18 protein-coding genes are annotated in these 23,145 nt (G+C 73.0%); 6 read left to right on the forward strand and 12 right to left on the reverse strand.

Annotated elements, in window-relative coordinates:
• Window positions 1–286 precede the first annotated feature (286 nt).
• The gene (locus tag ACF1CT_RS21135; RefSeq protein WP_391785434.1) at window positions 287–1,366 is read left to right on the forward strand and encodes an LLM class flavin-dependent oxidoreductase; all 1,080 of its coding nucleotides are present in this window, start codon (window positions 287–289) and stop codon (window positions 1,364–1,366) included.
• A gap of 119 nt (window positions 1,367–1,485) precedes the next feature.
• Window positions 1,486–2,157: a FadR/GntR family transcriptional regulator gene (locus tag ACF1CT_RS21140; RefSeq protein ID WP_391785435.1), complete on the forward strand. Its 672-nt coding sequence runs from the start codon at window positions 1,486–1,488 to the stop codon at window positions 2,155–2,157.
• A 95-nt stretch (window positions 2,158–2,252) separates the two neighbouring features.
• On the opposite strand, the gene ACF1CT_RS21145 is transcribed toward ACF1CT_RS21140, so the two are convergent.
• From ACF1CT_RS21145 to ACF1CT_RS21165, 5 genes are all read right to left on the reverse strand, one after another.
• Window positions 2,253–3,323 carry an ABC transporter permease gene (locus ACF1CT_RS21145; protein WP_391785436.1) on the reverse strand — a complete coding sequence of 357 codons (1,071 nt, stop codon included), beginning with the start codon at window positions 3,321–3,323 and terminating at the stop codon, window positions 2,253–2,255.
• Window positions 3,320–4,843, reverse strand: a complete 1,524-nt coding sequence (locus ACF1CT_RS21150; protein WP_391785437.1) for a sugar ABC transporter ATP-binding protein — start codon at window positions 4,841–4,843, stop codon at window positions 3,320–3,322. Before ACF1CT_RS21150 ends, ACF1CT_RS21145 begins: the two co-directional genes overlap by 4 nt.
• A gap of 2 nt (window positions 4,844–4,845) precedes the next feature.
• Window positions 4,846–5,883, reverse strand: a complete 1,038-nt coding sequence (locus ACF1CT_RS21155; RefSeq protein ID WP_391785438.1) for a sugar ABC transporter substrate-binding protein — start codon at window positions 5,881–5,883, stop codon at window positions 4,846–4,848.
• Between the two features lie 94 nt (window positions 5,884–5,977).
• On the reverse strand, window positions 5,978–6,757 hold the full coding sequence (locus ACF1CT_RS21160; protein WP_391785439.1) for an SDR family NAD(P)-dependent oxidoreductase: 780 nt from the start codon (window positions 6,755–6,757) through the stop codon (window positions 5,978–5,980).
• The gene (locus tag ACF1CT_RS21165) at window positions 6,754–8,112 is read right to left on the reverse strand and encodes an enolase C-terminal domain-like protein (RefSeq protein ID WP_391785440.1); all 1,359 of its coding nucleotides are present in this window, start codon (window positions 8,110–8,112) and stop codon (window positions 6,754–6,756) included. Before ACF1CT_RS21165 ends, ACF1CT_RS21160 begins: the two co-directional genes overlap by 4 nt.
• Before the next feature lie 255 nt (window positions 8,113–8,367).
• On the opposite strand from ACF1CT_RS21165, the gene ACF1CT_RS21170 reads away from it, so the two are divergent.
• Window positions 8,368–9,489, forward strand: coding sequence for a PAC2 family protein (locus ACF1CT_RS21170; RefSeq protein ID WP_391785441.1), 1,122 nt, complete (start codon window positions 8,368–8,370; stop codon window positions 9,487–9,489).
• 62 nt (window positions 9,490–9,551) lie between these two features.
• Here the strand turns inward: ACF1CT_RS21170 and ACF1CT_RS21175 are convergent, their stop codons facing one another.
• The 5 genes from ACF1CT_RS21175 to ACF1CT_RS21195 all read right to left on the reverse strand — a co-directional run bounded on the left by ACF1CT_RS21175 (window position 9,552) and on the right by ACF1CT_RS21195 (window position 16,497).
• Window positions 9,552–12,599: an NPCBM/NEW2 domain-containing protein gene (locus ACF1CT_RS21175; RefSeq protein WP_391785442.1), complete on the reverse strand. Its 3,048-nt coding sequence runs from the start codon at window positions 12,597–12,599 to the stop codon at window positions 9,552–9,554.
• Window positions 12,600–12,747: 148 nt separating this feature from the next.
• The gene (mshC, locus tag ACF1CT_RS21180) at window positions 12,748–13,977 is read right to left on the reverse strand and encodes a cysteine--1-D-myo-inosityl 2-amino-2-deoxy-alpha-D-glucopyranoside ligase (RefSeq protein ID WP_391785443.1); all 1,230 of its coding nucleotides are present in this window, start codon (window positions 13,975–13,977) and stop codon (window positions 12,748–12,750) included.
• Between the two features lie 270 nt (window positions 13,978–14,247).
• Complete coding sequence (locus ACF1CT_RS21185) at window positions 14,248–15,102, reverse strand: SCO1664 family protein (protein WP_391785444.1); 855 nt, start codon at window positions 15,100–15,102, stop codon at window positions 14,248–14,250.
• On the reverse strand, window positions 15,066–15,656 hold the full coding sequence (locus tag ACF1CT_RS21190) for a DUF3090 domain-containing protein (RefSeq protein WP_391785445.1): 591 nt from the start codon (window positions 15,654–15,656) through the stop codon (window positions 15,066–15,068). The genes ACF1CT_RS21185 and ACF1CT_RS21190 overlap by 37 nt, the downstream gene beginning before the upstream one ends.
• A gap of 118 nt (window positions 15,657–15,774) precedes the next feature.
• Complete coding sequence (locus ACF1CT_RS21195) at window positions 15,775–16,497, reverse strand: histidine phosphatase family protein (protein WP_391785446.1); 723 nt, start codon at window positions 16,495–16,497, stop codon at window positions 15,775–15,777.
• A gap of 73 nt (window positions 16,498–16,570) precedes the next feature.
• On the opposite strand from ACF1CT_RS21195, the gene ACF1CT_RS21200 reads away from it, so the two are divergent.
• Window positions 16,571–17,566, forward strand: coding sequence for a magnesium and cobalt transport protein CorA (locus ACF1CT_RS21200; RefSeq protein WP_391785447.1), 996 nt, complete (start codon window positions 16,571–16,573; stop codon window positions 17,564–17,566).
• Between the two features lie 38 nt (window positions 17,567–17,604).
• Here the strand turns inward: ACF1CT_RS21200 and ACF1CT_RS21205 are convergent, their stop codons facing one another.
• Both ACF1CT_RS21205 and ACF1CT_RS21210 read right to left on the reverse strand, forming a co-directional pair.
• Window positions 17,605–18,393 (reverse strand): ferritin-like domain-containing protein, encoded by a 789-nt coding sequence (locus ACF1CT_RS21205; RefSeq protein WP_391785448.1) that lies wholly within the window; start codon window positions 18,391–18,393, stop codon window positions 17,605–17,607.
• Between the two features lie 253 nt (window positions 18,394–18,646).
• The gene (locus ACF1CT_RS21210; RefSeq protein WP_391785449.1) at window positions 18,647–19,696 is read right to left on the reverse strand and encodes an LLM class F420-dependent oxidoreductase; all 1,050 of its coding nucleotides are present in this window, start codon (window positions 19,694–19,696) and stop codon (window positions 18,647–18,649) included.
• A 141-nt stretch (window positions 19,697–19,837) separates the two neighbouring features.
• Between ACF1CT_RS21210 and ACF1CT_RS21215 the strand changes: the two genes are divergently transcribed.
• Window positions 19,838–20,821, forward strand: a complete 984-nt coding sequence (locus ACF1CT_RS21215) for an aldo/keto reductase (protein ID WP_391785450.1) — start codon at window positions 19,838–19,840, stop codon at window positions 20,819–20,821.
• On the forward strand, window positions 20,818–23,031 hold the full coding sequence (locus ACF1CT_RS21220; protein WP_391785451.1) for a helix-hairpin-helix domain-containing protein: 2,214 nt from the start codon (window positions 20,818–20,820) through the stop codon (window positions 23,029–23,031). The genes ACF1CT_RS21215 and ACF1CT_RS21220 overlap by 4 nt, the downstream gene beginning before the upstream one ends.
• Window positions 23,032–23,145: the final 114 nt, after the last annotated feature.

Here is a 23,145-nt window from a genome sequence, read left to right on the forward strand (position 1 = left end):
ATGGGGGGGGGGCGTGCGGGCTGGGCCGGCGGGGGGGGGTCGGGGGGGGCGGGGGCGGGCGGGGGGGGGGGGGGGGGGGGGGGGGGGGGGGGGGGGCGCCCCCGCCCCCCCCCCCCCCCCCCCCCCCCGTGCCCGGGGCCGCGACCGTCCGCGCGCCGGCGGCGTCCGGGCCGCGTGCCCGGGAACGGTCCGCCCCGTGTCCGGGTGGTTCCCTGGGGGCGCGCGGCCGGTGAACGCGCCACACGGCCGCCATACGGGTGCAATGTGACGCATGGACAGTTGAGCCATGAAGTTCTCGGTGCTCTCCCTCATCGGCCATGCCCCGCACCCCCTCACCGGGCGGCTCGCCTCCCCCGCCGAACGGTTCGCGGAGGTGATCGGGACCGGGGTCGTCGCCGAACGGCTGGGCTTCGACGCGTATGCGATCGGCGAACGGCACGCCGGGCCGTTCCTCTCGTCGAGCCCGAGCGTGGTGCTCGGCGCCCTGGCCGCCCGCACCTCCACCATCCGGCTCCTGACCGGTGTCACGGTCGTCGCGATCCTCGACCCGGTGCGGGTGGCCGAGGACTTCGCGACGCTCGACCAGATCTCCGGGGGCCGGATCGAACTCGTCGTCGGCAAGGGCGCGGAGTCGGGTCATTTCGACCTGTTCGGACTCGATGAGGACCGCCAGTGGGACCTCCAGAAGGAGAAGTACGAACTGCTGCGACGGCTGTGGGGCGAGGAGGGCGTCGACTGGTCGGGCGAGTTCCGGCCCGCGCTGAGGAACACGACGACGCTGCCGCGCCCGTACGCCGGGGTCCCGCGCGTCTGGCACGGTTCGGCGACCAGCCTGCACTCCCTCGAACTCGCCGCGCTGCACGGCGACCCGCTGTTCACCGCCAACGCGATCCAGCCCCGGGCGGCCTACGCCCGGCTGATCGACCACTACCGCGAGCGCTTCGCCGCGCACGGGCACGATCCGGCCCGCGCGCACGTGGCGGCCGGTTCGGGCGGGCTGCTGATCGCCGACACCCCGCGGCAGGCGGTGGAACGCTACAAGGAGCTGTACGAGGCGAAGGTCGCGCAGTCCTTCCGGCCCCGTCTGGAGGGCCGGGCCGGGTACAACACGCCGTTCAGGACCATCGAGGAGGCCATCGCCGGAGGCCCCCAGCTGATCGGCAGCCCGCAGCAGATCATCGACAAGATCCTCGGCTGGCACGAGGTGTACGGGCACGGTCTCCAGTCGATCTCCGTGGACGGCTTCGGGCTGAGCCACGACGAGCAGATCGAGACACTCCAGCGGTTCGCCGAGGACGTCGCCCCGGTGGTGCGGCGGGAGGCGCCCTCCGCGCTCTGGGACCGGTCCGACGCCCGGCTCCGGTGAGCGGGGCCCGGGGCCGCTTCGTCGCCGTGCGTGACGCGTTGCCCATCGCTCCCTCCCGGCCCGCATAATGGGGGAATACATCGGATGTCTGATCCCAGTCCGTATCCAGGAGGACCGTCATGGCTGTCACCGACGAGGCGATCGAGAAGATCAAGGGAATGATCGTCTCGGGTGCGCTGCGGCCCGGCGACCGGCTCCCCAAGGAGAGCGAACTCGCGGCGGAGCTGGGCCTCTCCCGCAACTCCCTGCGCGAGGCGGTGCGCGCCCTGTCGCTGATCCGGATCCTCGACGTGCGGCAGGGCGACGGCACGTACGTGACCAGCCTCGATCCGCAGTTGCTGCTGGAGGCGCTGAGCTTCGTGGTGGACTTCCACCGCGACGACACGGTGCTGGAGTTCCTCGCGGTGCGCCGGATCCTGGAACCGGCGGCGACGGCGATGGCGGCCACCCGGATCGGCGAGGAGCAGCTTGACGCGCTCAGCGCCCAGTTGGACGCCCTCGGGGCGCAGCCCTCGGTGGAGGAGCTGGTCGCCTGTGATCTGGAGTTCCACCGCGGCATCGTGCGGTCGTCCGGGAACTCGGTGCTCTGCTCGCTGCTCGACGGGCTGTCGGGGCCGACGACCCGGGCGCGGGTCTGGCGCGGTCTGACGCAGGAGGACGCGGTGAGCCGGACGCTCCAGGAGCACCGGGCGATCGTGTCGGCGCTGCGCGACCGGGACGCGGAGGCCGCGCGGGCCTGGGCGACGGTGCATGTGGCGAGCGTGGAGCAGTGGTTGCGCTCGACGCTGTGACGCGCGGCCGGTGTTTCGTCCCGGCCGGGAGGGCGTGCGCGCCGTCCGGACCGACGGGTCCCGTCCGGTCCGGACGGCGTTCGCCGTCGTGGGGATCAGTCCTGCTTCTCGCCGCTGGCGAAGCGGGAGACGACCAGGGCGACGATGATGATCGCGCCGTTGAGGAACTGGTTCCAGAGCGCCGGGACCCCGCCGAGGGTCATCACGTTGACCACCAGCTGGAGTGTCAGCACGCCGGTGAGCGCCCCGAACAGGGTGCCCCGTCCGCCCTTGAGGCTGATGCCCCCGATGACCGCCGCGGCGAACACCTGGAAGATCCAGCCGTTGCCCTGGGTCGCCGCGACCGAGCCGTAGTGGCCGGTGTAGAGGATACCCGCGAAGGCCGCCAGCAGGCCGCCGACGGCGAGCACGATCCAGGTGACCCGGTCGACCCGGATGCCCGCGGCGCGCGCCGCCTCCGGGTTTCCGCCGATGGCGTACAGCGCGCGGCCGTGCCGCAGCCAGGCCAGCGCGGCGCCGCCGACGGCGAACAGCGCCAGGCAGATCCAGACGGCGGCCGGGGCTCCGAGCCATTCGCTCCTGCCGAGGTAGCGGAAGGACGCCGGGACGTCGGTGATGGACTTGCCCTCGGTGATGCCGATGTGGAGACCGCGCAGCATGGTGAGCATGCCGAGCGTGGCGATGAAGCCGTTGACCCGCAGCCTCAGCATGAGGAAGCCGTTGATCGCGCCGATCACGAGTCCCACCAGCAGGCAGAGCGGGATCGCCGACCAGGTGGGCAGCAGGCCCAGGCCCGCGAAGCGTCCGCCCTCGGCGGGCAGCACCAGCCACATCGCGACGACCGGCGCGATGCCGATCGTCGACTCCAGCGAGAGGTCCATCCGTCCGCAGATCAGGATCAGCGCCTGACCGAGCACCAGCAGGCTCAGCTCGGAGGACTGCTGGACGACGCTGATCAGGTTCTCGGAGGTCAGGAACACCGGCGAGACGATGAACCCGATCACCATCAGCACCAGGATCACCGGTACCAGCGAGAAGTCGCTCCACCGGATCAGCCGCAGGCGGTCCAGCGGTCTCCCGCCCGCCGGGGAGCCCTCCGCCCCGCCGCCCGGGCCTGCGGTGCCGTCGATGCCGTCGGCCGTCGCGGGCCGTGCCGTGCCGTTCATTCCCTCTCCCCCACACCTTCCATGGCGGCGACGAGATCCCCGTCGGCCCACCCGCTGGCGAATGTCGCGACAAGGCGCCCGTGGAACAGGGCGAGCACCCGGTCGCAGACCCGCAGGTCGTCGAGCTCGTCCGAGACGATCACCGCGGCGTTTCCCTCGTCGGCGACCCGTCGTACGACGCCGAGCAACGAGTCCTTGGACTTGACGTCCACCCCGGCGGTGGGCCTGACCGCCACCAGCACGCTGGGGTCGCGGGCCAGTGCGCGGGCCACCACCACCTTCTGCTGGTTGCCGCCGGAGAGCCCGGAGACGGGCTGCTCGGGTCCCCGGGTCTTGATGTCCAGCGACGTGATCATCGCCCGCGCGAACTCCCTCGTGCGGGAGGGCAGTACGGTCCCCCACGGGCCGAGCTGGTCGGTGACCGTGAGGGTGGCGTTCTCGGCGACGCTGCGGTCCGGGACCAGGCCCTGGTCGTGCCGGTCCTCGGGGATGTAGCCGATCCCGGCGTCCAGGGCGTGCGGCACACTGCCGGGGCGCACGGCCCTCCCGTGCACGGACACCGTGCCGCCGTCCGGCTTCCGCATGCCGGCCAGGGCCTCGCCCACTGCCGTGTTGCCGCTGGCCGCGGAACCGGCGAGACCGAGCACCTCACCGGGGCTCACCGCCAGATCGAGCGGCTCGAACTCGCCCCGGAGGGTGAGCCCCTCGGTGCGCAGGACGGGCACGGCCGCGGTGTCGCGCGTGGCCGTGCGGCCGGTGTCCGCGTGCCAGGCGGTCGCGGCGGCGGACCGCTCGCCGGTCATGGCCGCGACCAGGTCCGACGTGCCGATGTCGGCGACCGGGGCGGTCAGCACGTGGCGGGCGTCCCGGTAGACCGTGACCGCCGTGCACAGCTCGTACACCTCCTGGAGGTGGTGCGAGATGAAGAGGAACGCCACGCCCCGGTCCTGGAGCTCCCTGAGCTTGTCGAAGAGTCGCGCGATACCCCGGGCGTCGAGCTGCGCGGTCGGTTCGTCGAGGACGATCAGCCGGGCGCCGAAGGACAGCGCGCGGGCGATCTCGACGAACTGCCGCTGCTCGACGGCGAGATCACGGGCCCGGGTGCCGGGGTCGACCCGGACGCCGTACTCGGCGAGGAGGCGCTCCGCGCGTTCGCGGAGCCTTCCCCAGCGGATCCAGCGGGCGTGGTCGTCGAAGCGGTTGAGGAAGAGGTTCTCGGCGACGGTCAGGTCCGGGACGACCATGGACTTCTGGTAGACGCAGGCCACCTTCGACTGCCGGGCCGCGGTGTCGCCGAAGGCCGGCGCGGGCTGTCCGCCGAACGTGACCGTGCCCGCGTCGGCCCGGTGGAGTCCGGTCAGCACGCCGACCAGGGTCGACTTGCCCGCGCCGTTGCGGCCGACGAGGGCGTGCGACTCGCCGGGCCGGACCGTGAGCCGGACCTCGTCGAGCGCCACGGTGGGACCGAAGCGTTTGACGATGCCCTCCGCCTGCACGGCGGGCGGTGCTGACTGGTCCATGGTCAGTTCTTCTTCCCCAGCTGGTTGGCCCAGAGCTTCGGGTCGTCGACGTTGTCCTTGGTGACCAGGGGCGCGGGAAGCTGGTCCTCGAAGCCGTTCGGGATCTTGATGATGTGCGAGTCGTGGTCGGTGGGGCCCTCCTGGAACGTCTTCCCGTCCAGGGCCGCCTTCGCGTAGTACAGCGCGTACTTCGCGTACAGGTCGGCGGGCTGGGAGATCGTCGCGTCGATCTTCCCGGCCTTGATGGCGTCGAATTCCTCGGGGATGCCGTCGTTGGAGATGATCGTGATGTGGCCGGGCGCTCCGGCCGGCTTCAGCAGCTTCTTCTGCTCCAGGAGCGCGAGGGTGGGTTGCAGGAAGACGCCCCCGGCCTGCATGTAGATCCCGTTGATGTCGGGGTGGGCGGCCAGGGTGGCCTGGAGCTTGGCGGAGGCCACGTCGCCCTTCCAGTCGGTGGCCAGCTCGAAGACCTCGATCCCGGGGAACTTCTCGTCCATGCAGGACTTGAAGGCCTCGGAGCGGTCGCGGCCGTTGATCGAGGAGAGGTCGCCCTGGAACTCGACGACCTTGCCGCTGCCCTTCAGCCGCTGTCCGAGGTACGTGCAGGCGTCGGTCCCGTACGCCTTGTTGTCGGCCCGCACGACCATGTAGACGTCGCCCTTGTCGGGGCGGGTGTCGACGCTGATGACCGGGATCTTCTTCTCGTTCAGCGTGTTGAGCGACTCGGCCACCGCGCCGGTGTCCTGCGGGGCCATCACGACGGCCTCGGCGCCCTGGTCGGTGAAGGTCTGCACGTTCGCGACGAGCTTGCCGATGTCGTTCTGCGAGTTGGTCAGCGGCAGCGCCTTCACGTCGCCGGCCTTGAGACCCTTCTCCACGTAGTTCTGGTACGAGTTCCAGAAGTCGCTGTCGCTGCGCGGCAGGTCGATCCCGATCTTCGCGCCGCCCGCGCCGTCGGCGGAGTCGCGGTTGCAGCCCGCGAGGGCCGCGACGGCCAGCAGTACGGCACAGGCCGCCGCACTCGTCGTACGCACTCTCATTGGTGTCCCGTCCTTCGTGGAGTAGCGCTCTTCGTGGAGTACCGCTCAGGGGTTGCGCGGATGCGGAGGCGCGGGGCGTGGTTCCGTGCCCCGGTCAGCTCCCGGCGGGGCGCAGGCGCAGGCCCTGCATGCCGCCGTCGACGGCCAGGGCCGTGCCGGTGACGGAGGCGGCGGCGGGGCTCGCGAGGTAGACGATCGCGGCGGCCACCTCGTCGGCCGCGACCAGCCGTCCCAGCGGCTGGCGGGCGTTGAGCGCGGCGCGTTCGGCGGCCGGGTCCTCGGCCCGGTCGAGCAGCCGGCCGACCCACGGGGTGTCCGCGGTACCCGGATTGACGCAGTTGACCCGGATGCCCTCGCGTACGTGGTCGGCCGCCATGGCCAGGGTGAGGGAGAGGACCGCGCCCTTGCTCGCTCCGTACAGGGCGCGCTGCGGCAGCCCGGCGGTCGCGGCGATCGAGCAGGTGTGGGTGATCGAGACGGCGCCGGGGCGGCCGGCCGCCGCGCGCCGCAGGTGGGGCAGGGCGTGCCGGGCGGTGCGGACCATACCGAGGACGTTGATGTCCAGGACCCGGGTCCATTCCTCGTCGGCGTTGTCCTCGACGGTGCCGACGGCGCCGATGCCCGCGTTGGACACGACGGTGTGCAGGCCGCCGAGTTCGTCGGCTGCCCGGTCGACCGCGGCGCGCACGGCGTCGTCGTCGGTGACGTCCGCCTTCAGGGCCAGCGTGCCCCCGGGGGCGCCCTCGGTCTCCCGGTCGAGCACGGCCACCCGCGCGCCGCGTGCCAGCAGCAGGGTCGCGACGGCGGCCCCGATACCGGAGCCACCGCCCGTCACCAGGGCGTTCATCCCCTCGAAGTCGTTTGTGGCGGTCATCGGCCGGCCTCCTCGGTGGTGCGGCGGGCCCGCCATACGGCGCCCTCCGGATAGCGGTGTGCGGCGATCGACTCGGGGAGCATCCGGGCGGAGAAGCCCGGCGCGGACGGGGCGGCGTAGCGCCCGGACTCGATCACGGCGGGGTCGGCGAAGTGTTCGTGGAGATGGTCGACGTACTCGATCACGCGGTTCTCCGTGCTTCCGGAGACCGCCACGTAGTCGAACATCGAGAGGTGCTGCACCAGTTCGCACAGCCCGACGCCGCCGGCGTGCGGGCAGACCGGGACGCCGTACTTGGCGGCGAGCAGCAGGATCGCCAGGTTCTCGTTGACGCCCGCGACCCGGGCCGCGTCGATCTGGACGAAGTCGACCGCCCCGGCCTGGAGCAGTTGTTTGAACACGACCCGGTTGGCGACGTGTTCGCCGGTGGCGACCTTGACCGGCTGGCCGGCGCGGACGGCCGCGTGGCCGAGGATGTCATCGGGGCTGGTCGGCTCCTCGATCCAGTGCGGGTCGTACGGGGCGAGCGCGGTCATCCACTCCACCGCGTCGGCGACGTCCCAGCGCTGGTTGGCGTCGACGGCGATCCGGATGTCCGGCCCGACGGCCTCGCGGGCCAGGGCGAGTCTGCGGACGTCGTCGCCGAGGTCGCCGCCGACCTTCAGCTTGATCTGGGTGAAGCCGTCGGCGACGGCCTCCTTCGCCAGTCTCACCAGCTTGTCGTCGCCGTATCCCAGCCAGCCCGGGGAGGTGGTGTACGCCGGGTAGCCCTCGGCGCGCAGCCGTTCGGCGCGTTCGACCCTGCCCGGTTCGGCGGCTCGCAGGAGGGCGAGCGCCTCGTCCGGGGTGAGGGCGTCGCTGAGGTAGCGGAAGTCCACGAGGGAGACGAGTTCCTGAGGGCTCATCGCGGCGAGGAACTCCCACACCGGTTTGCCGGCCAGCTTCGCGGCCAGGTCCCAGGCGGCGTTGACGACCGCGCCGGCCGCCATGTGCGCCACCCCCTTCTCGGGTCCGAGCCAGCGCAGCTGGGAGTCGTGGGTGAGCGCGCGGTGCAGTGCGGCGAGGTCGGCCGCGGTGCGCGGGGCCGGACGGCCCAGCACGTACGGGCGCAGCCCCTCGATGGCGGCGGCCATCACCTCGTTGCCGCGCCCGATGGTGAAGCAGAAGCCGTGGCCCTCCGGGGCGTCCGCGTCGTGGTCGGCTCCGGGACCGTCGTCGCGGCGCGGTCCGGTGCGCAGCACCACGTAGGCGGCCGAGTAGTCGGGGTCGGGGTTCATGGCGTCCGAGCCGTCCAGTTGTTCCGAGGTCGGAAACCGGATGTCGTGGACCTCGAAATCCGTGACGGTCTGACTCATGTGCGCCCCCAGGGGAATAACATCGGACCTCTGTTCTGGTCATCCGATGTATAGCGCCCCTCACGGGACACAGTCCAGGGCCGGAGCGAAGAATTCGAGGCACAGCTCGGATGTATCCGGAGATCGGTGTCCCGGTTCGACCGGTGATGCCCGTGGCGCGGCGGGTTCACCCGGCTGTGTGCGAGGGCTGCGTCGGAAGTGACCGGAAGCCGTAAGGTTGTTGCGTACGCAAGGGAACTTCGGAAGGAGGCCTGGGTGATCGAGCTCGAGGGGGTTCCCGAGCTGATCGACCCGGTCATGGTGGCCGCGTTCGAGGGATGGAACGACGCAGGTGACGCCGCCTCCACGGCGGTCGCGCACCTGGACCGGGAATGGAAGGGCGAGGTGTTCGCGGCGCTGGACGCCGAGGACTACTACGATTTCCAGGTCAACCGGCCGACGATCTGGCTGGACGGCGGGGTGCGAAAGATCACCTGGCCGACCACCCGGCTCTCCGTGGTGCGCGTCGGCGGGGAGAAGCCCCGCGACCTCGTCCTGGTCCGCGGTATCGAGCCGTCGATGCGCTGGCGCTCGTTCTGCAACGAGCTCCTGGGCTTCGCCCACGAGCTGGGCGTGGAGATGGTGGTGATCCTGGGCGCGCTGCTCGGCGACACGCCGCACACCCGCCCGGTGCCGGTCAGCGGTGTCACCTCCGACCCGGACCTGGCCCGGACCATGGACCTGGAGGAGACCCGGTACGAGGGTCCGACGGGCATCGTCGGCATCCTCCAGGAGGCGTGCACCCACGCGGGCGTGCCCGCGGTGAGCCTGTGGGCGGCGGTGCCGCACTACGTGTCGCAGCCGCCCAACCCGAAGGCGACGCTCGCGCTGCTCAACCGCCTGGAGGACCTCATCGGCCTGCGCATCCCGCTCGGCGAACTGCCCGAGGACGCCCGCGCCTGGCAGATCGGCGTCGACCAGCTCGCCGCCGAGGACAGCGAGGTCGCGGAGTACGTGCAGACGCTGGAGGAGGCCCGGGACACCGCGGAGCTGCCCGAGGCCAGTGGCGAGGCCATCGCCCGGGAGTTCGAGCGCTATCTGCGCCGCCGGGACGTCGGTCCCGGCCAGGGGCCGGGCGGGCACGCGACGGAGAGCGGCGACGCCGCGTACCTGCGTGACCCCTCGGGCGGCCGGACCCGTCCGCCGAAGCCGCCGAAGCCGGAGACCGGGGGCGAGCCGGGGCCCGGCGCACCGCCCGTGAGCGGTCCCGGCGGACGGGACGACGACGCGGACGGCTCCGGCGGTCCCCGAACCGGCTCCGACGGCTCCCTCGGCGGCTCCGGCGACGCCCCGCACGACCCGCCGGGCGACTCCTCGGAGGGCCCCTCCGAGGACTGACACGGCCGGTGGGGCGCCGGGCGGGAGGCTCCCGCCCGGCGCCCCGGTGCCGTCCGCCCCGGTCAGGAACACGTGAACCGGGCCGCGGCCCAGTCCCCGTGGTCACCGGTCTTCGACGCGTTGGTGTCCGTGACCTTCAGGCGCACATGGCGCGCGCCGTCGAGCCTCACGTCGACCGGCACGGTCGCCGACGCCCCCGTCACCTTCGGCGAGGTCCACAGCACCTTGCCGTCCGCCTCGACGGAGAAGGCGACCTCGCCGTAGCCGTCGATCTCGTCGTCGATCCCCACGTCGGCGGTGAGCGCGGTGCAGCGCCCGCCGAGGTAGAACTCGATGTCGGAGTCCGCGTGGGTGCCGATCCCCTTCTCGTAGGTCTTGCCGGCGAGGGTCAGGGTGTGTCCGTCGGCCGCGCCCGACTCGCCGTTGCTGCGGTCGCGTTCGGCGGGCCCGTACCCGTTGGTCTCGCTCAGCCACACCAGATCGCTCGCCCACGCCTGTCCGGTGGGCGGCGGGGGCATCACCCCGGCGGCGAACCGCTGGAGGGCGGTCCGGGACTCTCCGGCCGTCCGGTACCCGACGAGTGCGGTGATCCTCGCCTCTCCGACCGGGGCGTCCTTCGGCGGGGTGACCGACACCTCGACCCGCCGGGTGGTGCCCGCCGGAATCCGGTCCACGGTTCCGGCCGGTGCGGCCCGCCAGCCCTCGGGGACGTCCAGGGAGACCTGGGCACCCGTCACGTCGGCGGCGCCCGCGGTGACGTCGACGGTCACGGTGCCCGCGGCCCCGGCACCGATCTCCTGTCCGGCGGGGGCGGTGACGACGGCCGCGACCGCCGCGTTCCGGCCGCCGACCGCGCTCGTGCGCTTCAGCTTCACGGAGAACTTCTTGTCGGTGCGCAGCGGCGGGGTCTTGATCTTCACGACACCGCCGCGGTCGCCCCGGTCGTACCACCAGCCCTGCTCCGCGGCGTCGAACGCCGCCTGGGAGCCCAGCCGGGGCAGCTTCCCGCCGAGCTCGACCGCGCGCGGCTCGGAGCCGGTGTGCACGGTGAACTCGTACGGCCGGACGCGCTGTCTGCCGGTGAACTCGCCCCTGCTCGCGCCGATCCGCACGGTGACGTCGCCGGCGCCCCGGACCGGGGCGTCCACCTCGGCCGTCTGCGTGGCGTACGCGCCGTCGCGGTGCTGCCGGGTGACGCCGTCGTCCTCGTACAGCGTGAAGGACGACCTGCCCTGCGGGTAGACGTCCCAGGCGAGCGGGGAGTCGGCGGTGCGGTCCGTGTACGAGCGGATGCCCGGCCACATCGGCACGGCGGCGCCGCCCCTGACGAAGAGCGGCAGGGTGTCGAGCGGGGCACTGTAGTGGTCGAGGGTGGTCGGCCCCTGGTACGTGCGGCCGCTCCAGTAGTCGGTCCAGGTGCCCTTCGGCAGGTAGATGCCGTCGCGCTCGGTGCTGTCCCGGTAGACGGGCGCCACGAGGAAGTCCTCGCCGGACAGGAACTCGTACTTGGCCGCGTCCGTCGCCGCCCTCGGGTCGTCCGGGTATTCGAGGGCCAGCGGCCGGACCATGCCGACGCCGGTCTTCGTCGCCTCGTGCGCGTAGGAGTACTGGTAGGGCAGCAGCGACTCCTTGAGCTTGAGGTAGTCGCGGTTGATCGAGGTGTAGGGCTCGCCGTAGCGGAAGGGCTGCTTGTCGCTGGCCGCCCAGCCGTCCATGGTCATCGTGGTCCCCAGGAACATCTTCCACTGGAGGTCACGGGTGTACGTCTTGGCGCTGCCGCCGAAGATGCCGTCGACGTCGCCGGTGGTGTAGGCGAGTCCGGACATCGTGGCGCCCGCGTAGGTCGGGATCTGCCAGCGTATGTAGTCCCAGGTGCCGGACTGGTCGCCGGACCACTGGACACCGCAGCGCTGGGCGCCGGCCCAGCTCTCGGGGGCGTAGGTGAATCCGCGGGCGTCGCTGTTGTCCTCGATGCCCCGGTAGGCGTCCTTGCAGCCGTCGAGGGCGAACTTGTAGCCGTCGCCGACCCAGGCGACGTCCAGCTTGGCGACCCGCTGTCCCGCCTTCACCTGATCGGCGATCTTGTCGATGCCGTCCTCGGTCCACAGGCCGAGCTGCATGCCGCGGTCCCGGAGGCCCTCGGCGGCCTCGGCGAGGTTCTCGTGGCCGCAGCCGTAGCCGTCGTTGACGAGCATCCAGCCGTTCGGCATGTCGTTCTCGACGTAGCCGTCGGCCACCTTCAGTGCGTCCAGGGTGCGGCGCTCGCCGCGGTTGGCGTTGTGCAGGTAGCAGTCGGCGTCACCGATCTCCAGGCCGTACACGGGCGGCAGGAAGGGCTTTCCGGTGAGCTTCGTGTACTGCCCGATGACGTCCTTGGCGCCGTCGCCCGCGAAGTAGTAGGCGTCGAAACGCTTCTCCTTCGCGGTGGTGGTCACCGGGTCGGTGAAGGCATAGGTGTTGGGCGCGTAGGTGTTGCGGTAGACCCCGTAGCCGGCCGAGGAGAGGTAGAACGGCACCGAGTTGGGGTGGCCGCCGTCGTCCCAGTTGTAGTCGACGCCGACCTCGACGGTCCTGCCCCGGTGCGAGGTGTTGCCGCGGCCGTTCTGCATCCCGGCGCCGTAGAACTGCTCGTCGGCGCCGCGTTCCAGCGTCTGGGTGGTCTGCTTCGCGTCCCAGCTCAGCCCCTTGGCCTCGGACCAGAGCCTGGTTCCGTCCGCCCGGTACAGCGCGAAGCGCAGCGGTGACTTGTAGGCGCGCAGGGTGACGCTGTCGGTGGACAGTTCGTAGCGGTCGCCCCGGTCCTTCCACCGGGTGCGGGGCGGGGCGCCCTGCGGCAGGACGATGTCGTCGCCGGTCGGGTCCGCGAAGGTGCCGTCCGGGGCGAGTTCGATGCGGAAGGTCTCGGCGGAGACGAAGTCGACCCGGGCCTCGGCGGCGCCGGCCCTCAGGTGGTAGACGGGTCCGTCGGCGGAGAATCCGGTGATGTCGCCGACCGTGGTCGTGTCGGGTCCGGCGGCGTCGGCCCGGTCGGCACCGGGCCCCGTGAAGACGGCCATCAACCCCAGCAGGGCTGCAACTGCCGCCGTTCTGATGCGCGTTGATGATTGCATAGAGCGCTTTTAGCGCAGGATCGAGCACTTGACCATGGACAAAACGGAACCGGCCCCGAACTTCGTCGAGAAGTTCGGGGCCGGTTCGCCGGACGGGGTGTGCGGGTCGGGCCCGCGTACGCGGCGGACCCCGCGGGTGGCGGCGGTCCTACAGCGCGACGCCTAGCAGCGCGTCGACGGTGCGCGAGACGAGTCCGGGCGCGCCCTCGTCCGTGCCTCCGTCGGCGTGCTGCCGCTCGGCCCAGCGGTCCACGGCGGCCAGCGCCGCCGGTGCGTCCAGGTCGTCGGCGAGGGCCTCGCGGACCTCCTCGACAAGGGCCTCGGCGGACGGTCCGTCGGGGCGGGAGACGGCGGCACGCCAGCGTCCGAGCCGGTCGGCCGCGTCGGCGAGGACCTGGTCGGTCCACTCCCAGTCGGACCGGTAGTGGTGGGCGAGCAGGGCGAGGCGGATCGCCGCCGGGTCCACGCCGTCCCGGCGCAGCCGCGAGACGAAGACCAGGTTGCCCCTGGACTTGGACATCTTCTCGCCGTCCAGACCGACCATCCCGGCGTGCACGTACGCCTGGGCGAAGGGGTACTCGCCGGTCAGCACCTGGGCGTGCGAGGCGCCCATCTCGTGGTGCGGGAAGGCGAGGTCGGACCCGCCCCCCTGGACGTCGAAGCCCATGCCCAGGTGGTCCAGGGCGATGGCGACACACTCGATGTGCCAGCCGGGCCGGCCGGGGCCGAGCGAGGCTCCGTCCCAGCTCGGCTCGCCCTCGCGGGCGGCCATCCAGAGCATCGGGTCGAGCGGGTTCTTCTTGCCGGGGCGCTCCGGGTCGCCGCCGCGCTCGGCGGAGAGCAGCCGCATCGCCTCGGCGTCGAGGTTCGAGACCCCTCCGAAGTGCGGGTCGGTCTCGACGGAGAAGTACACGTCACCGTCGAGTTCGTAGGCGGCGCCCGCGTCCCGGAGCCGTTCGACGAGCGGGACGATGCCCGGTATCGCCTCCACGGCGCCGATGTAGTGCTTCGGCGGGAGCATGCGAAGGGCGGTCATGTCCTCCCGGAACAGGGCGGTCTCGCGCTCGGCGAGCTCGGTCCAGTCCTGGCCGTCGCGCACGGCCCGCTCCAGCAGCGGATCGTCCACGTCCGTCACGTTCTGGACGTAGTGAACCTGCCGCTTGGTGTCGAGCCACACGCGCTGAACGAGGTCGAACGCGTTGTAGGTCGCCGCATGACCCATGTGGGTCGCGTCGTACGGCGTGATGCCGCAGACGTAGATGCGGGCGACGGGACCGGGGTCGAGAGTGATCCGTCCGCCGGTCGCGGTGTCGTGGATCCGAAGGTCGCGGCCCTTGCCGGGAAGGGCGGGGACCTCAGAAGCGGGCCAGGCATGCATGCCACGAGCGTAACCGGATGCACGTTCCGGATACGAACCGGATACCGGATCGTGGCCGGGGAGGCGTTCTTGCGCTCCTCGGACTCATGTGCATCGGGTTCGGCCGCCGGGGCGGCCGGAGGTGGGAGCACCGCCTCCGCGAGCCCACGCATCCCGCCCGTCACCCACGGCCCGCACACCGGAATGGCCGGTTCTTCCCGGGCCGCGGCCCGTTCGGCCGGTCGCGCCGCCGCCCCGTGGGTCCGCCCGCGGCCGCCGCGGGCGGGGACGTCACACCGGCGGCCAGGGGATCGCCGGCCATCGGCCGCTCGGCTCCGGGTGCCGCCCCGAGGTCCGCAACGCCGCCACGCGCCCCCGCAGCGCCTCGATCTCGGCCGCGGTGATCAGTTCGCCCAGCCGGGTGACGAGCGCGGTTCCGGGCACCAGACCGGCGGCCAGCCGGTCCACCACGCCGACGGCCTCGGCCGTCAGCGGTTCTCCCGCCCACCCCCACAGCAGCGTGCGCAGTTTGTCGTCGGCGTGGAAGGTCACACCGTGGTCGATGCCGTAGATCCGCCCGCCGGGCGCGGGCAGCAGATGGCCGCCCTTGCGGTCGCCGTTGTTGATCACCGCGTCGAGGACCGCCATCCTGCGCAGCCCGGGATCGTCCGCGTGTACCAGCAGGGCCGTCCTGCCCTCGCCCACCTCGGCGAGGGCGACGGCCTTCCAGCCCTCGCCCGGCTCCTCGTCCTCGACGAGCGCGAGCAGCGGGGACCTGCCGTCCCCGTCGGGACCGTCGTCCTGCGGCTCGGCGTCGATCCACAGCTGGCACATGCCCTCGCCGTACGGGCCGTCCCGCAGCACGGTGGGCGGTATGAGCCCCCAGCCGGTCGCCTCGGAGATCTCGTACGCGGCGACCTCGCGCCGGGCGAGGTTGCCGTCCGGGAAGTCCCACAGCGGCTGTTCCCCGGCCACGGGCTTGTAGACGCAGGTCACCTGCTCGCCCAGGTGGGCGGCCGTGCAGTGGAGCACCGCGTTGGACGCGTCGCGGACCTGCCCGAGGACGGTGAGCCGGCCCTCGGCGAGCACCGTGGCCAGTTCCGTGCCGGTCAGGCTCCGCGGCGGTATCCGTTCTGGCGCGGACATACGTGTCCCTCCGGGTCGAGCGGCAGACTGCACAGCGGGCAGGGCGGGCGCCCGGCGTTCACGACGTCGAGCGCGCGCTTGGCGAAGGCCCGCGCCTGCGCGCCGCTGAGGCGGACCCGGAGCATCGGCGGACCGTTCTCCTCGTCCTGGAGCAGCCGCTCCTCGGCCTCCGCGAGATCCTCGTCGGAGGCGACGTCCAGCTCGACCAGGGCCTGCGCCTCGACGATCATGCGCTGTTCCTCGCCGTCCCAGGCGAGCGCCATCGTGCCGACCCGGAACTCCTCCTCGACGGGGACGTCGAGGGGCGCGGTGTCGGTGACGTCCATCGGCGCGACGGCGGGCACCGGTGAGTCGCCGCCGGTCCTCCGCACCACCTCGTCGAGCAGTTCGTCGATGCGCTCGGCGAGCGCGGCGACCTGAGTCTTCTCCAGTGCCACGCTGGTGACGCGGGGGCCGGAGGAAGCCTGCAGGAAGAACGTACGACGTCCAGGCAACCCGACCGTACCGGCCACGAAGCGGTCCGGGGGGTCGTAGAGGAACACCTGACGGGACACGTCCTGTCTCCCTTGAAGATCGACTGCGGATGGGGAACCGACGGTGGAACGGCCGGGGTTCCGGCGGGATTCTCCGGAACGGGCGCCCGCGGAGCGTCCACCCTACTGCCCGGAGCGATCACGGTGCCCCAGCGCCGCCCCCGACCGCCGCGTCCGCGTCGGCGTCCGCGGCCGGGCGCGCGCCCGGGTCCGTCCCGTCGGTCCGCTCGCGCGGTGCCAGGGAGGTGAGGTCCCCGGTGTCACCGAGCCGCAGCAGGAAGGGCCGCAGACGGGTGTAGCGGATCGCCGTGACCGAACAGGGGTCGACGTGGATCCGCTGGAAGAGGTCGAGGTGCATGCCGAGCGCGTCGGCGACGAGCGCCTTGATGATGTCGCCGTGCGAGCACATGACGTAGGTGGCGTCGTCGCCGTACTCGGCCTCGATCCGCGCGTTCCAGTCCCGGACGGCGTCCACGGCGCGCGCCTGCATGGCCCGCATCGATTCGCCGCCCGGGAACGCCGCGGCCGACGGATGCCGCTGCACGACGTCCATCAGCGGCTCGTCGGTGAGCTCGGCCAGCTTGCGCCCCGACCAGTCGCCGTAGTCGCACTCGTTGATCCGCTCCTCGGTGTGCGGCACCAGGTCCGGCCGGGCGTCGAGCAGCGGTCGCAGGGTCTCCCGGCAGCGCTGCAGGGGGCTGCTGACGACGGCGGCCAGCGGCAGCGCGGCCAGCCGTCCGGGCAGCGCCGCGGCCTGTGCGGTGCCGCGCTCGTCGAGCGCGACGCCGGGGGTGCGGCCCGCGAGCAGCCCTGCCGTGTTGGCGGTGGAACGTCCGTGGCGTACGAGGATCAGGGTGGGCATACGGCCCAGCGTACGGGCTGTCCCGCGGACCGCTCCCGGCACCGGGATGCGCGGCGGGGCGGGGCAGGGAAGAATGCGCGCCGTGATTGTGGACTGTGCGATCTACCGGGACGGGCGCCGTACCGAGGTTCCCTCCGACCTCGCCGCGGCCCTGGCCGAGGCGAGGGCCACCGGGGACGCGTTCCTCTGGATCGGGCTGTACGAGCCGACGGAGCGGGAGGTCGAACGCGTCAGCAGCCAGTTCGCGCTCCACCCGCTGGCCGTGGAGGACGCCCTGAGCGCGCACCAGCGGCCCAAGCTGGAGGTGTACGACGACTCGTTGTTCGCGGTCATCAAGCCGGTGGTGTACGAGCACCTGAGCGACAAGGTCACCGCCGACGAGCTGATGGCCTTCGTCGGCGACTCCTTCGTCGTGACGGTCCGGCACGGCGAGGGCGCGCCGCTGGCCGCCGTGCGCCGCAGGCTGGAGGCGGAGCCGGAGGTGCTCCGGCACGGGCCGACCGCGGTGCTGTACGCGATCAGCGACGCCGTCGTCGACCACTACATCGAGGTGGCGGGCGAGCTCCAGACCGACCTGGAGGAGCTGGAGACCGAGGTGTTCGCGCCGACCGGCAGCCAGGACTCCAAGAACACCGCGTCACGCATCTACACGTTCAAGCGGCAGATCATGGAGTTCCGCCGGGCGGCCGGACCGCTCGCCGCCCCGATGGCCCGGCTGGCGGGCGCGGACGTGCCGTTCGTCCACGAGCACTCGCAGCCGTTCTTCCGTGATGTGAGCGACCATCTGACACGGGCCAACGAGTACGTGGAGGGACTGGACCGGCTGCTCTCCGACATCCTGTCCGCCCATCTGGCCCAGGTGGGTGTGCGGCAGAACGACGACATGCGCAAGATCTCGGCCTGGGCCGCCATGGCCGCCGTCCCGACGATGGTGGCCGGGATCTACGGCATGAACTTCGAGCACATGCCGGAACTCGGCTGGGTGTGGGCCTATCCGGCGGTGATCGGGCTGATGGGTTCGGTGGTCTTCGCCCTGTACCGGCAGTTCAAACGGCGCGGCTGGCTCTGACGCACGGCCGTCGGACACGGGTCCCGGGCCGGTCCGGGTCAGGCGAAATCGGGCTCCCGTTCCGCGGGCCCGCCCAGCGCGTCGCGGCGCGCGGGCGGCTCCAGGCTCACCATGCGCCGCCACCCCACGAGCCGTTCGTACGCGTGGACCGCGTGGATCCCCGCGGTCAGCGCGGCGGACTTGGCCCGGGGCCAGCGCAGGATGCGGCCCATGTGGTCCATCACGGCGAGGCTGACGTCGCGGTACACCCGGATCTCCGCGAGCGCGCACTGCCGCAGGACGCGCTGGATCGTGCGGCCGTGCCCGGCGCGGGCGAGGCGCAGCAGTTCCTCGTGGCAGTACGCCAGGTGGTTGTCCTCGTCGTTCGAGATCATCCGCACCGCGCGGCCGAGGTCGGGGTGGTCGGCGAAGTACCGGCACAGCAGCCTCATCTGTTCGGAGGCCCGCTGCTCGGTGACCCGGCTGTGGGCGAGGTAGGTGATGATGTCGTGCTCGCAGAGCGGGTCCTGCCGCACCAGCCGTTCGTGGGCGAGGCCGACGCCGCGCCGCTCCAGCAGCATCGTGTAGTCGGTCTCGCGCGGGACCTCGGCGCGGTTCAGTCCGCGCTTCCTCAGCAGCGCGTCGAAGATCCGCCCGTGCTTGTCCTCGTCCGCGCCGTGCCGGGCGATCCTGGGCGCCAGGGCCCGCTGGCTCTCCGGTGCGAGGGCCGCGATCCGGCCGTTCTCCCAGCCGCCCTGGGACTCGCCGCCGGCGGCGATGGAGCAGAACAGCCTGAACGACTCGTCCTCGTCGAGGATCTCCTGGAACAGGCCCCTTGCCGAGAGCACCACTGCCACCTCCGTACCGGCGTCCGCCCAGCGCCAGTCAAATGCGGCGCGCCCACGCGGGCAACACGAACGCGCCCCGGCTACGCCGGACGGGCTGCCCGGCTCGTCCGGAGGGCATGGCCGAAACCTTTCACCGCTTGGTGTGGCTGAGCGCCCGGTGGCGTAACCGCGCGCCGCCGGGCGCGTTGTCCCGCATGACGGCCGTGGCGGGGAGACACCCCGAGCCCCCACCACGGCCGCGGACTTCACCGCGCTACGCGAGTCCGGATCGCTCCAGCGCCTCCGTGCCCGCGCGCAGGGCCGCGATCCGCTCGTCGAGCGTGAATCCGGCCGGGGCCAGGGTCAGTGTCGTGACACCGGCCGCGGCGTACTCCCGCATCCGGTCGGCGATCCGGTCCACGGGACCGAGCAGGGTGGTCCGGTCGATCAGCTCGTGCGGGACGGCGGCGGCGGCGCCGTTCTTGTCGCCGGACAGGTACGCGTCCTGGATCTCGGCGGCTTCCTTCTCGTACCCCATGCGCCGCGCGAGCCGGTTGTAGAAGTTCTGGTCGCGGCTGCCCATGCCGCCCACGTAGAGCGCGGTGTAGGGGCGGAACGTGTCCGCGAGGGCGTTGATGTCGTCTCCCACGGCGAGCGGCAGCGTCGGGCACACGTCGAAGCCGTCCATGGTCAGGCCCGCCTTCTCGCGTCCCGCCCGCAGATGCCTGACCGCCGTGTCCTCCAGGTGTTCGGCGGAGGGGAAGATCAGCAGGGCGCCGTCGGCGATCTCGCCCGTCTGTTCCAGGTTCTTCGGACCGATCGCCGCGATGTACAGCGGGATGTGCTCGCGCTGCGGGTGGACCGTGAGCTTGAGGGGCTTGCCCGGACCGCCCGGCAGCGGGAGCGTCCAGTGCCGCCCCTCGTACGAGAGCCGCTCGCGGGACATCGCCCTGCGGACGATCTCGACGTACTCCCGGGTGCGGGCCAGCGGCTTGTCGAACGTGACGCCGTACCAGCCCTCCGAGACCTGCGGCCCCGACACGCCGAGCCCGAGCCGGAACCGGCCGCCGGAGAGCGAGTCGAGGGTGGCCGCGGTCATCGCCGTCATCGCCGGCTGACGGGCCGGGATCTGCATGATCGCGGAGCCGACGTCGATGGACTCCGTCCGGGCGGCGACCCAGGCGAGCACGGTCGGCGCGTCGGAACCGTACGCCTCGGCCGCCCAGCAGACGTCGTAGCCGAGCCGGTCGGCCTCCTGGGCCACGGCGAGGTTGTCGCCGTCCATTCCCGCACCCCAGTATCCGAGATTGATGCCGAGCCGCATGGTGCGCACCCCTTACTGATCAGTAACGTCTCCGAGACTCGGACTCTAGCGCCCGCCGGGGAGTTCCGGCAGGGGCGACCGGGAGCCGGGTTGTCCACAGCCCTCCGCCGAACGGGGTTCCGGCCAGTAATCTCAGCGCCCATGGAGCAGAGGCATCTCGGCCGCACCGGCCTTCGCGTGTCCCGGATCGGTCTCGGCACCCTCACCTGGGGCCGGGACACCGGCGAGCACGACGCCGCCGAACAGCTGAAGGCGTTCTGGGAGGCGGGCGGCACCCTGGTCGACACCGCCGACGTGTACGGGGGCGGGGAGGCCGAGTACCTGCTCGGACGCCTCACCGACGGTCTGGTTCCCCGGCACGACCTGGTCATCGCCACGAAGGCGGGCAGCGTCGCCGACCCGTACCGCAGGTTCGACAGCTCGCGCGGACACCTGCTGGCAGCCCTGGACACGTCTCTGGAGAGACTCGGCACGGACCATGTCGACCTGTGGCAGGTCCACGCCTTCGATCCGCTGACACCGCTGGAGGAGACCCTTCAGGCGGTGGACCTGGCGGTGTCCAGCGGGCGCGCCCGGTACGCGGGGGTGTCGAACTTCTGCGGCTGGCAACTGGCGAAGGCCGCGACCTGGCAGCTCGCCTCGCCCGGGATGCGCACCCGGCTGGCGAGCACCCAGATGGAGTACTCCCTGCTGCAGCGGGGCGTGGAGCGCGAGGTGCTGCCCGCCGCCCTGGACCTGGGCGTGGGGCTGCTGCCGTCCTCCCCGCTGGGCAGGGGGGTGCTGACCGGCAAGTACCGCACGGGCACGCCCGCGAACTCGCGCGGCGCCTCGGAACTGCTGGCCCCGTTCGTCGAGCCGTATCTGGACGACGCGGCGGCCCGCATCGTCGAGGCGGTGGCGACGGCGGCCGACGGTCTGGCGACGACACCGCTGCAGGTGGCACTCGCCTGGGTGCGGGACCGGCCGGGGGTGGTGGCCCCGGTCGTCGGAGCGCGCAACGCGCAGCAGCTCACGGAGGCGCTGTCGGTGGAGGCGCTTAGTCTTCCTGACGAGATCTGCCGGGCGCTCGACGATGTGTCTGCGCCCGTGCACCGATATCCCGACCAGGACTGGAGCACGCTGTGACCGCGCTTCCCGGGGGAGAGACCCCCGGCTCCCCGGCCGCCGCCGACGACGACGCCGGCACCGTCGCGGACGCCGCCGCCGTCCCCGCCCCGTCGGCACGGGACGGGGACCACGAGACAGACGAGGAAGCGGCGGCGGACGTCAACGCCGATGCCGCGGGGCACGACGACGACACCGCACCCTCCGGGGAGACCGCCGCCCCGCTCTCCGAGGCCGAGGCCGAACTCGCCGCCCAGCGCGAGCTGCGGGAGCGGATCGAGAAGCGCAAGGCCGAGAAGGAAGGCCCCGTTCCGGCCGGCGGGAAGCTGAGCGGCCGAGCGGCTGATCTGCTGGCCGCCGTGCGGGCCGTGGAGAGCGGCGAGAAGCGGGCCGACGCGTTCTTCGACGCGGCAGCGCCCCCCGCCGCCCGCCGGGCCGCGCCCGCACCGCCGGCCGCGCGCACGCGCACGCCCGAGCCGGCCCCGACGCCCCGGGGGCCCTCGCCCGAAACGGTGGCCGCGGTGGCCGCCGTACTGGCCGGGGGCGGTGCGCCCGAGCGGCTCGCCGGCCCGACGGCCGAGGCCCTGGGTCCGCGGGCGGCGGACATCCTGCGCGAGGACCCGTGGCGGATGCTGGCCGTGCCGGAGGTCGGGCCCGAACAGGCGGACGGCTTCGCGCGGGCCCTGCTGGGCGCCGAGTGCGGTCCGGACGACGACCGCCGCACCGCGGCGCTGATCGGCCTGCTGCTGGAGCGGGCCGCGCTCCGGGGCCACACCGCGCTGGACGCGGCGGCGGTGCGGGCCTCCCTCGCCGAGCACGCCGTGACCGACCCCGACGCCGCCGTGCAGCACGCCGTCGCCGAGGGCGTCGTGCTCGTCTTCCAGGAGGACGAGGACGCCCCGCCCCCGGCCGCGACCGGTGAGGAGGCGGAAGCCGACCCGGCGCCCGGGGCCGGTCAGGAGCCGGTGCGGGTGCTCCTGGGCCTCGACCGGTACGCGCTCGCCGAGGAGAGCCTCGCCGACGGTCTCGCCCGCCTGGTCAACGCCTGCGAGGCGGACGCCGACTGGGCGGGGGAGGCGGCGCCGGGCGCGGGTTCCCCTTCGGCCGCCGAGCTGATCCGCGCGGTCGCGGGCCACGGCCTGGTGGCGCACACCGGCGGCGAGGCGGCCCGCGCCGAGCCCGCCGAGCTGATCGCCGCCGCCCGCGCACGGGGCCTGCGTGCCCTGGGCACCGCGCACAGCCCCGACGGCAGGCGGCGGCTGGCGGAGGCGACCGGTGATCCCTCGACGGCCGTCACCCCGGCCGGGCTGCTCTCCGGCGCGGAGGGGCCCGGGCGGGACGAGGAGGGCGCGCTCGCCGTCGACCTGCTGGTCGTGCTCGATGCCCCCCAACTGGACGTCGAGACCGCCGCGATGCTCGTGGAGTCCCTGGCCGACGGCACCCGGCTGGTGCTCAGCGGCGACCCGGGCGTGCTGGGGTCGGCGGGCGCGGGCCGGGTGTTCGCGGACGTGCTGGCGGCCCGCGCCTGCCCGCAGGTCGTGTCCCGCACACCGGATCCGGGACCGATCGGCGAACTGGTCTCCGGCATCGGCATCGGTGAGCTGAACCCGGTCGAGGCACCGGGCAAGGAGGTGGTGATCGTCCCCGTGCGCGACGCGGGCGAGGCGGTGCACCGCACCGTGCAGTTGGTCGCGGACTCGGTGCCGCGCGCCATCGGCATCGCGTCGGCCGACACCCAGGTGATCACCGTCGGCCACGGCGGCTCGGCGGGCACCCGCGCGTTGAACGCGGCCCTCAAGCAGCGGCTCAACCCCGGACCGGGGCGGTTCGGCGGATTCGACCCCGGTGACCGTGTCGTCCACGTACCGGCGCCGGGGAGGATCGTGCCCGCGGTGGTCGTCTCGGCCGACGCCGAGGGCCTGCACCTGGACTGCGCGGGCGCACGGCTCGTCGTGCCCCAGGGGCGGGTGGCGGCGTCCGTGCGCCACGGCTGGGCCCTCAGCGCCCATCAGGCCGTCGGCACGCGCTGGCCCGCGGTGGTCGTCGTGCTGCCGGGCGACGCGGTGCGGGGGCTGAGCCGCCCGTGGGTGTACACGGCCTTCGGCCGGGGGGAACGGCACCTGTCCGTGGTGCACGGGGTGGATCAGGCGCTCCAGCACGCGGTCGCGCAGTCCCCGGCCCCGGACCGTACGACGCGTCTGTGCGGCCTCCTGGAGGCCGCACGGCGGTGAACCCCGTCGCGGCGGGGGGGCGCCGCCCCCCCCCGCCCCCGGGGGGGGGGGGGGGGGGGCCGGGCCCCCCCCCCCCCCCCGGGGCCCCCCCGGCCGCGGCCCCGGCCGAAACCC

Origin of the sequence: Streptomyces sp. NPDC014734 (genome assembly GCF_043083325.1) — a bacterium.
In the GTDB taxonomy this organism is placed as follows: domain Bacteria; phylum Actinomycetota; class Actinomycetes; order Streptomycetales; family Streptomycetaceae; genus Streptomyces.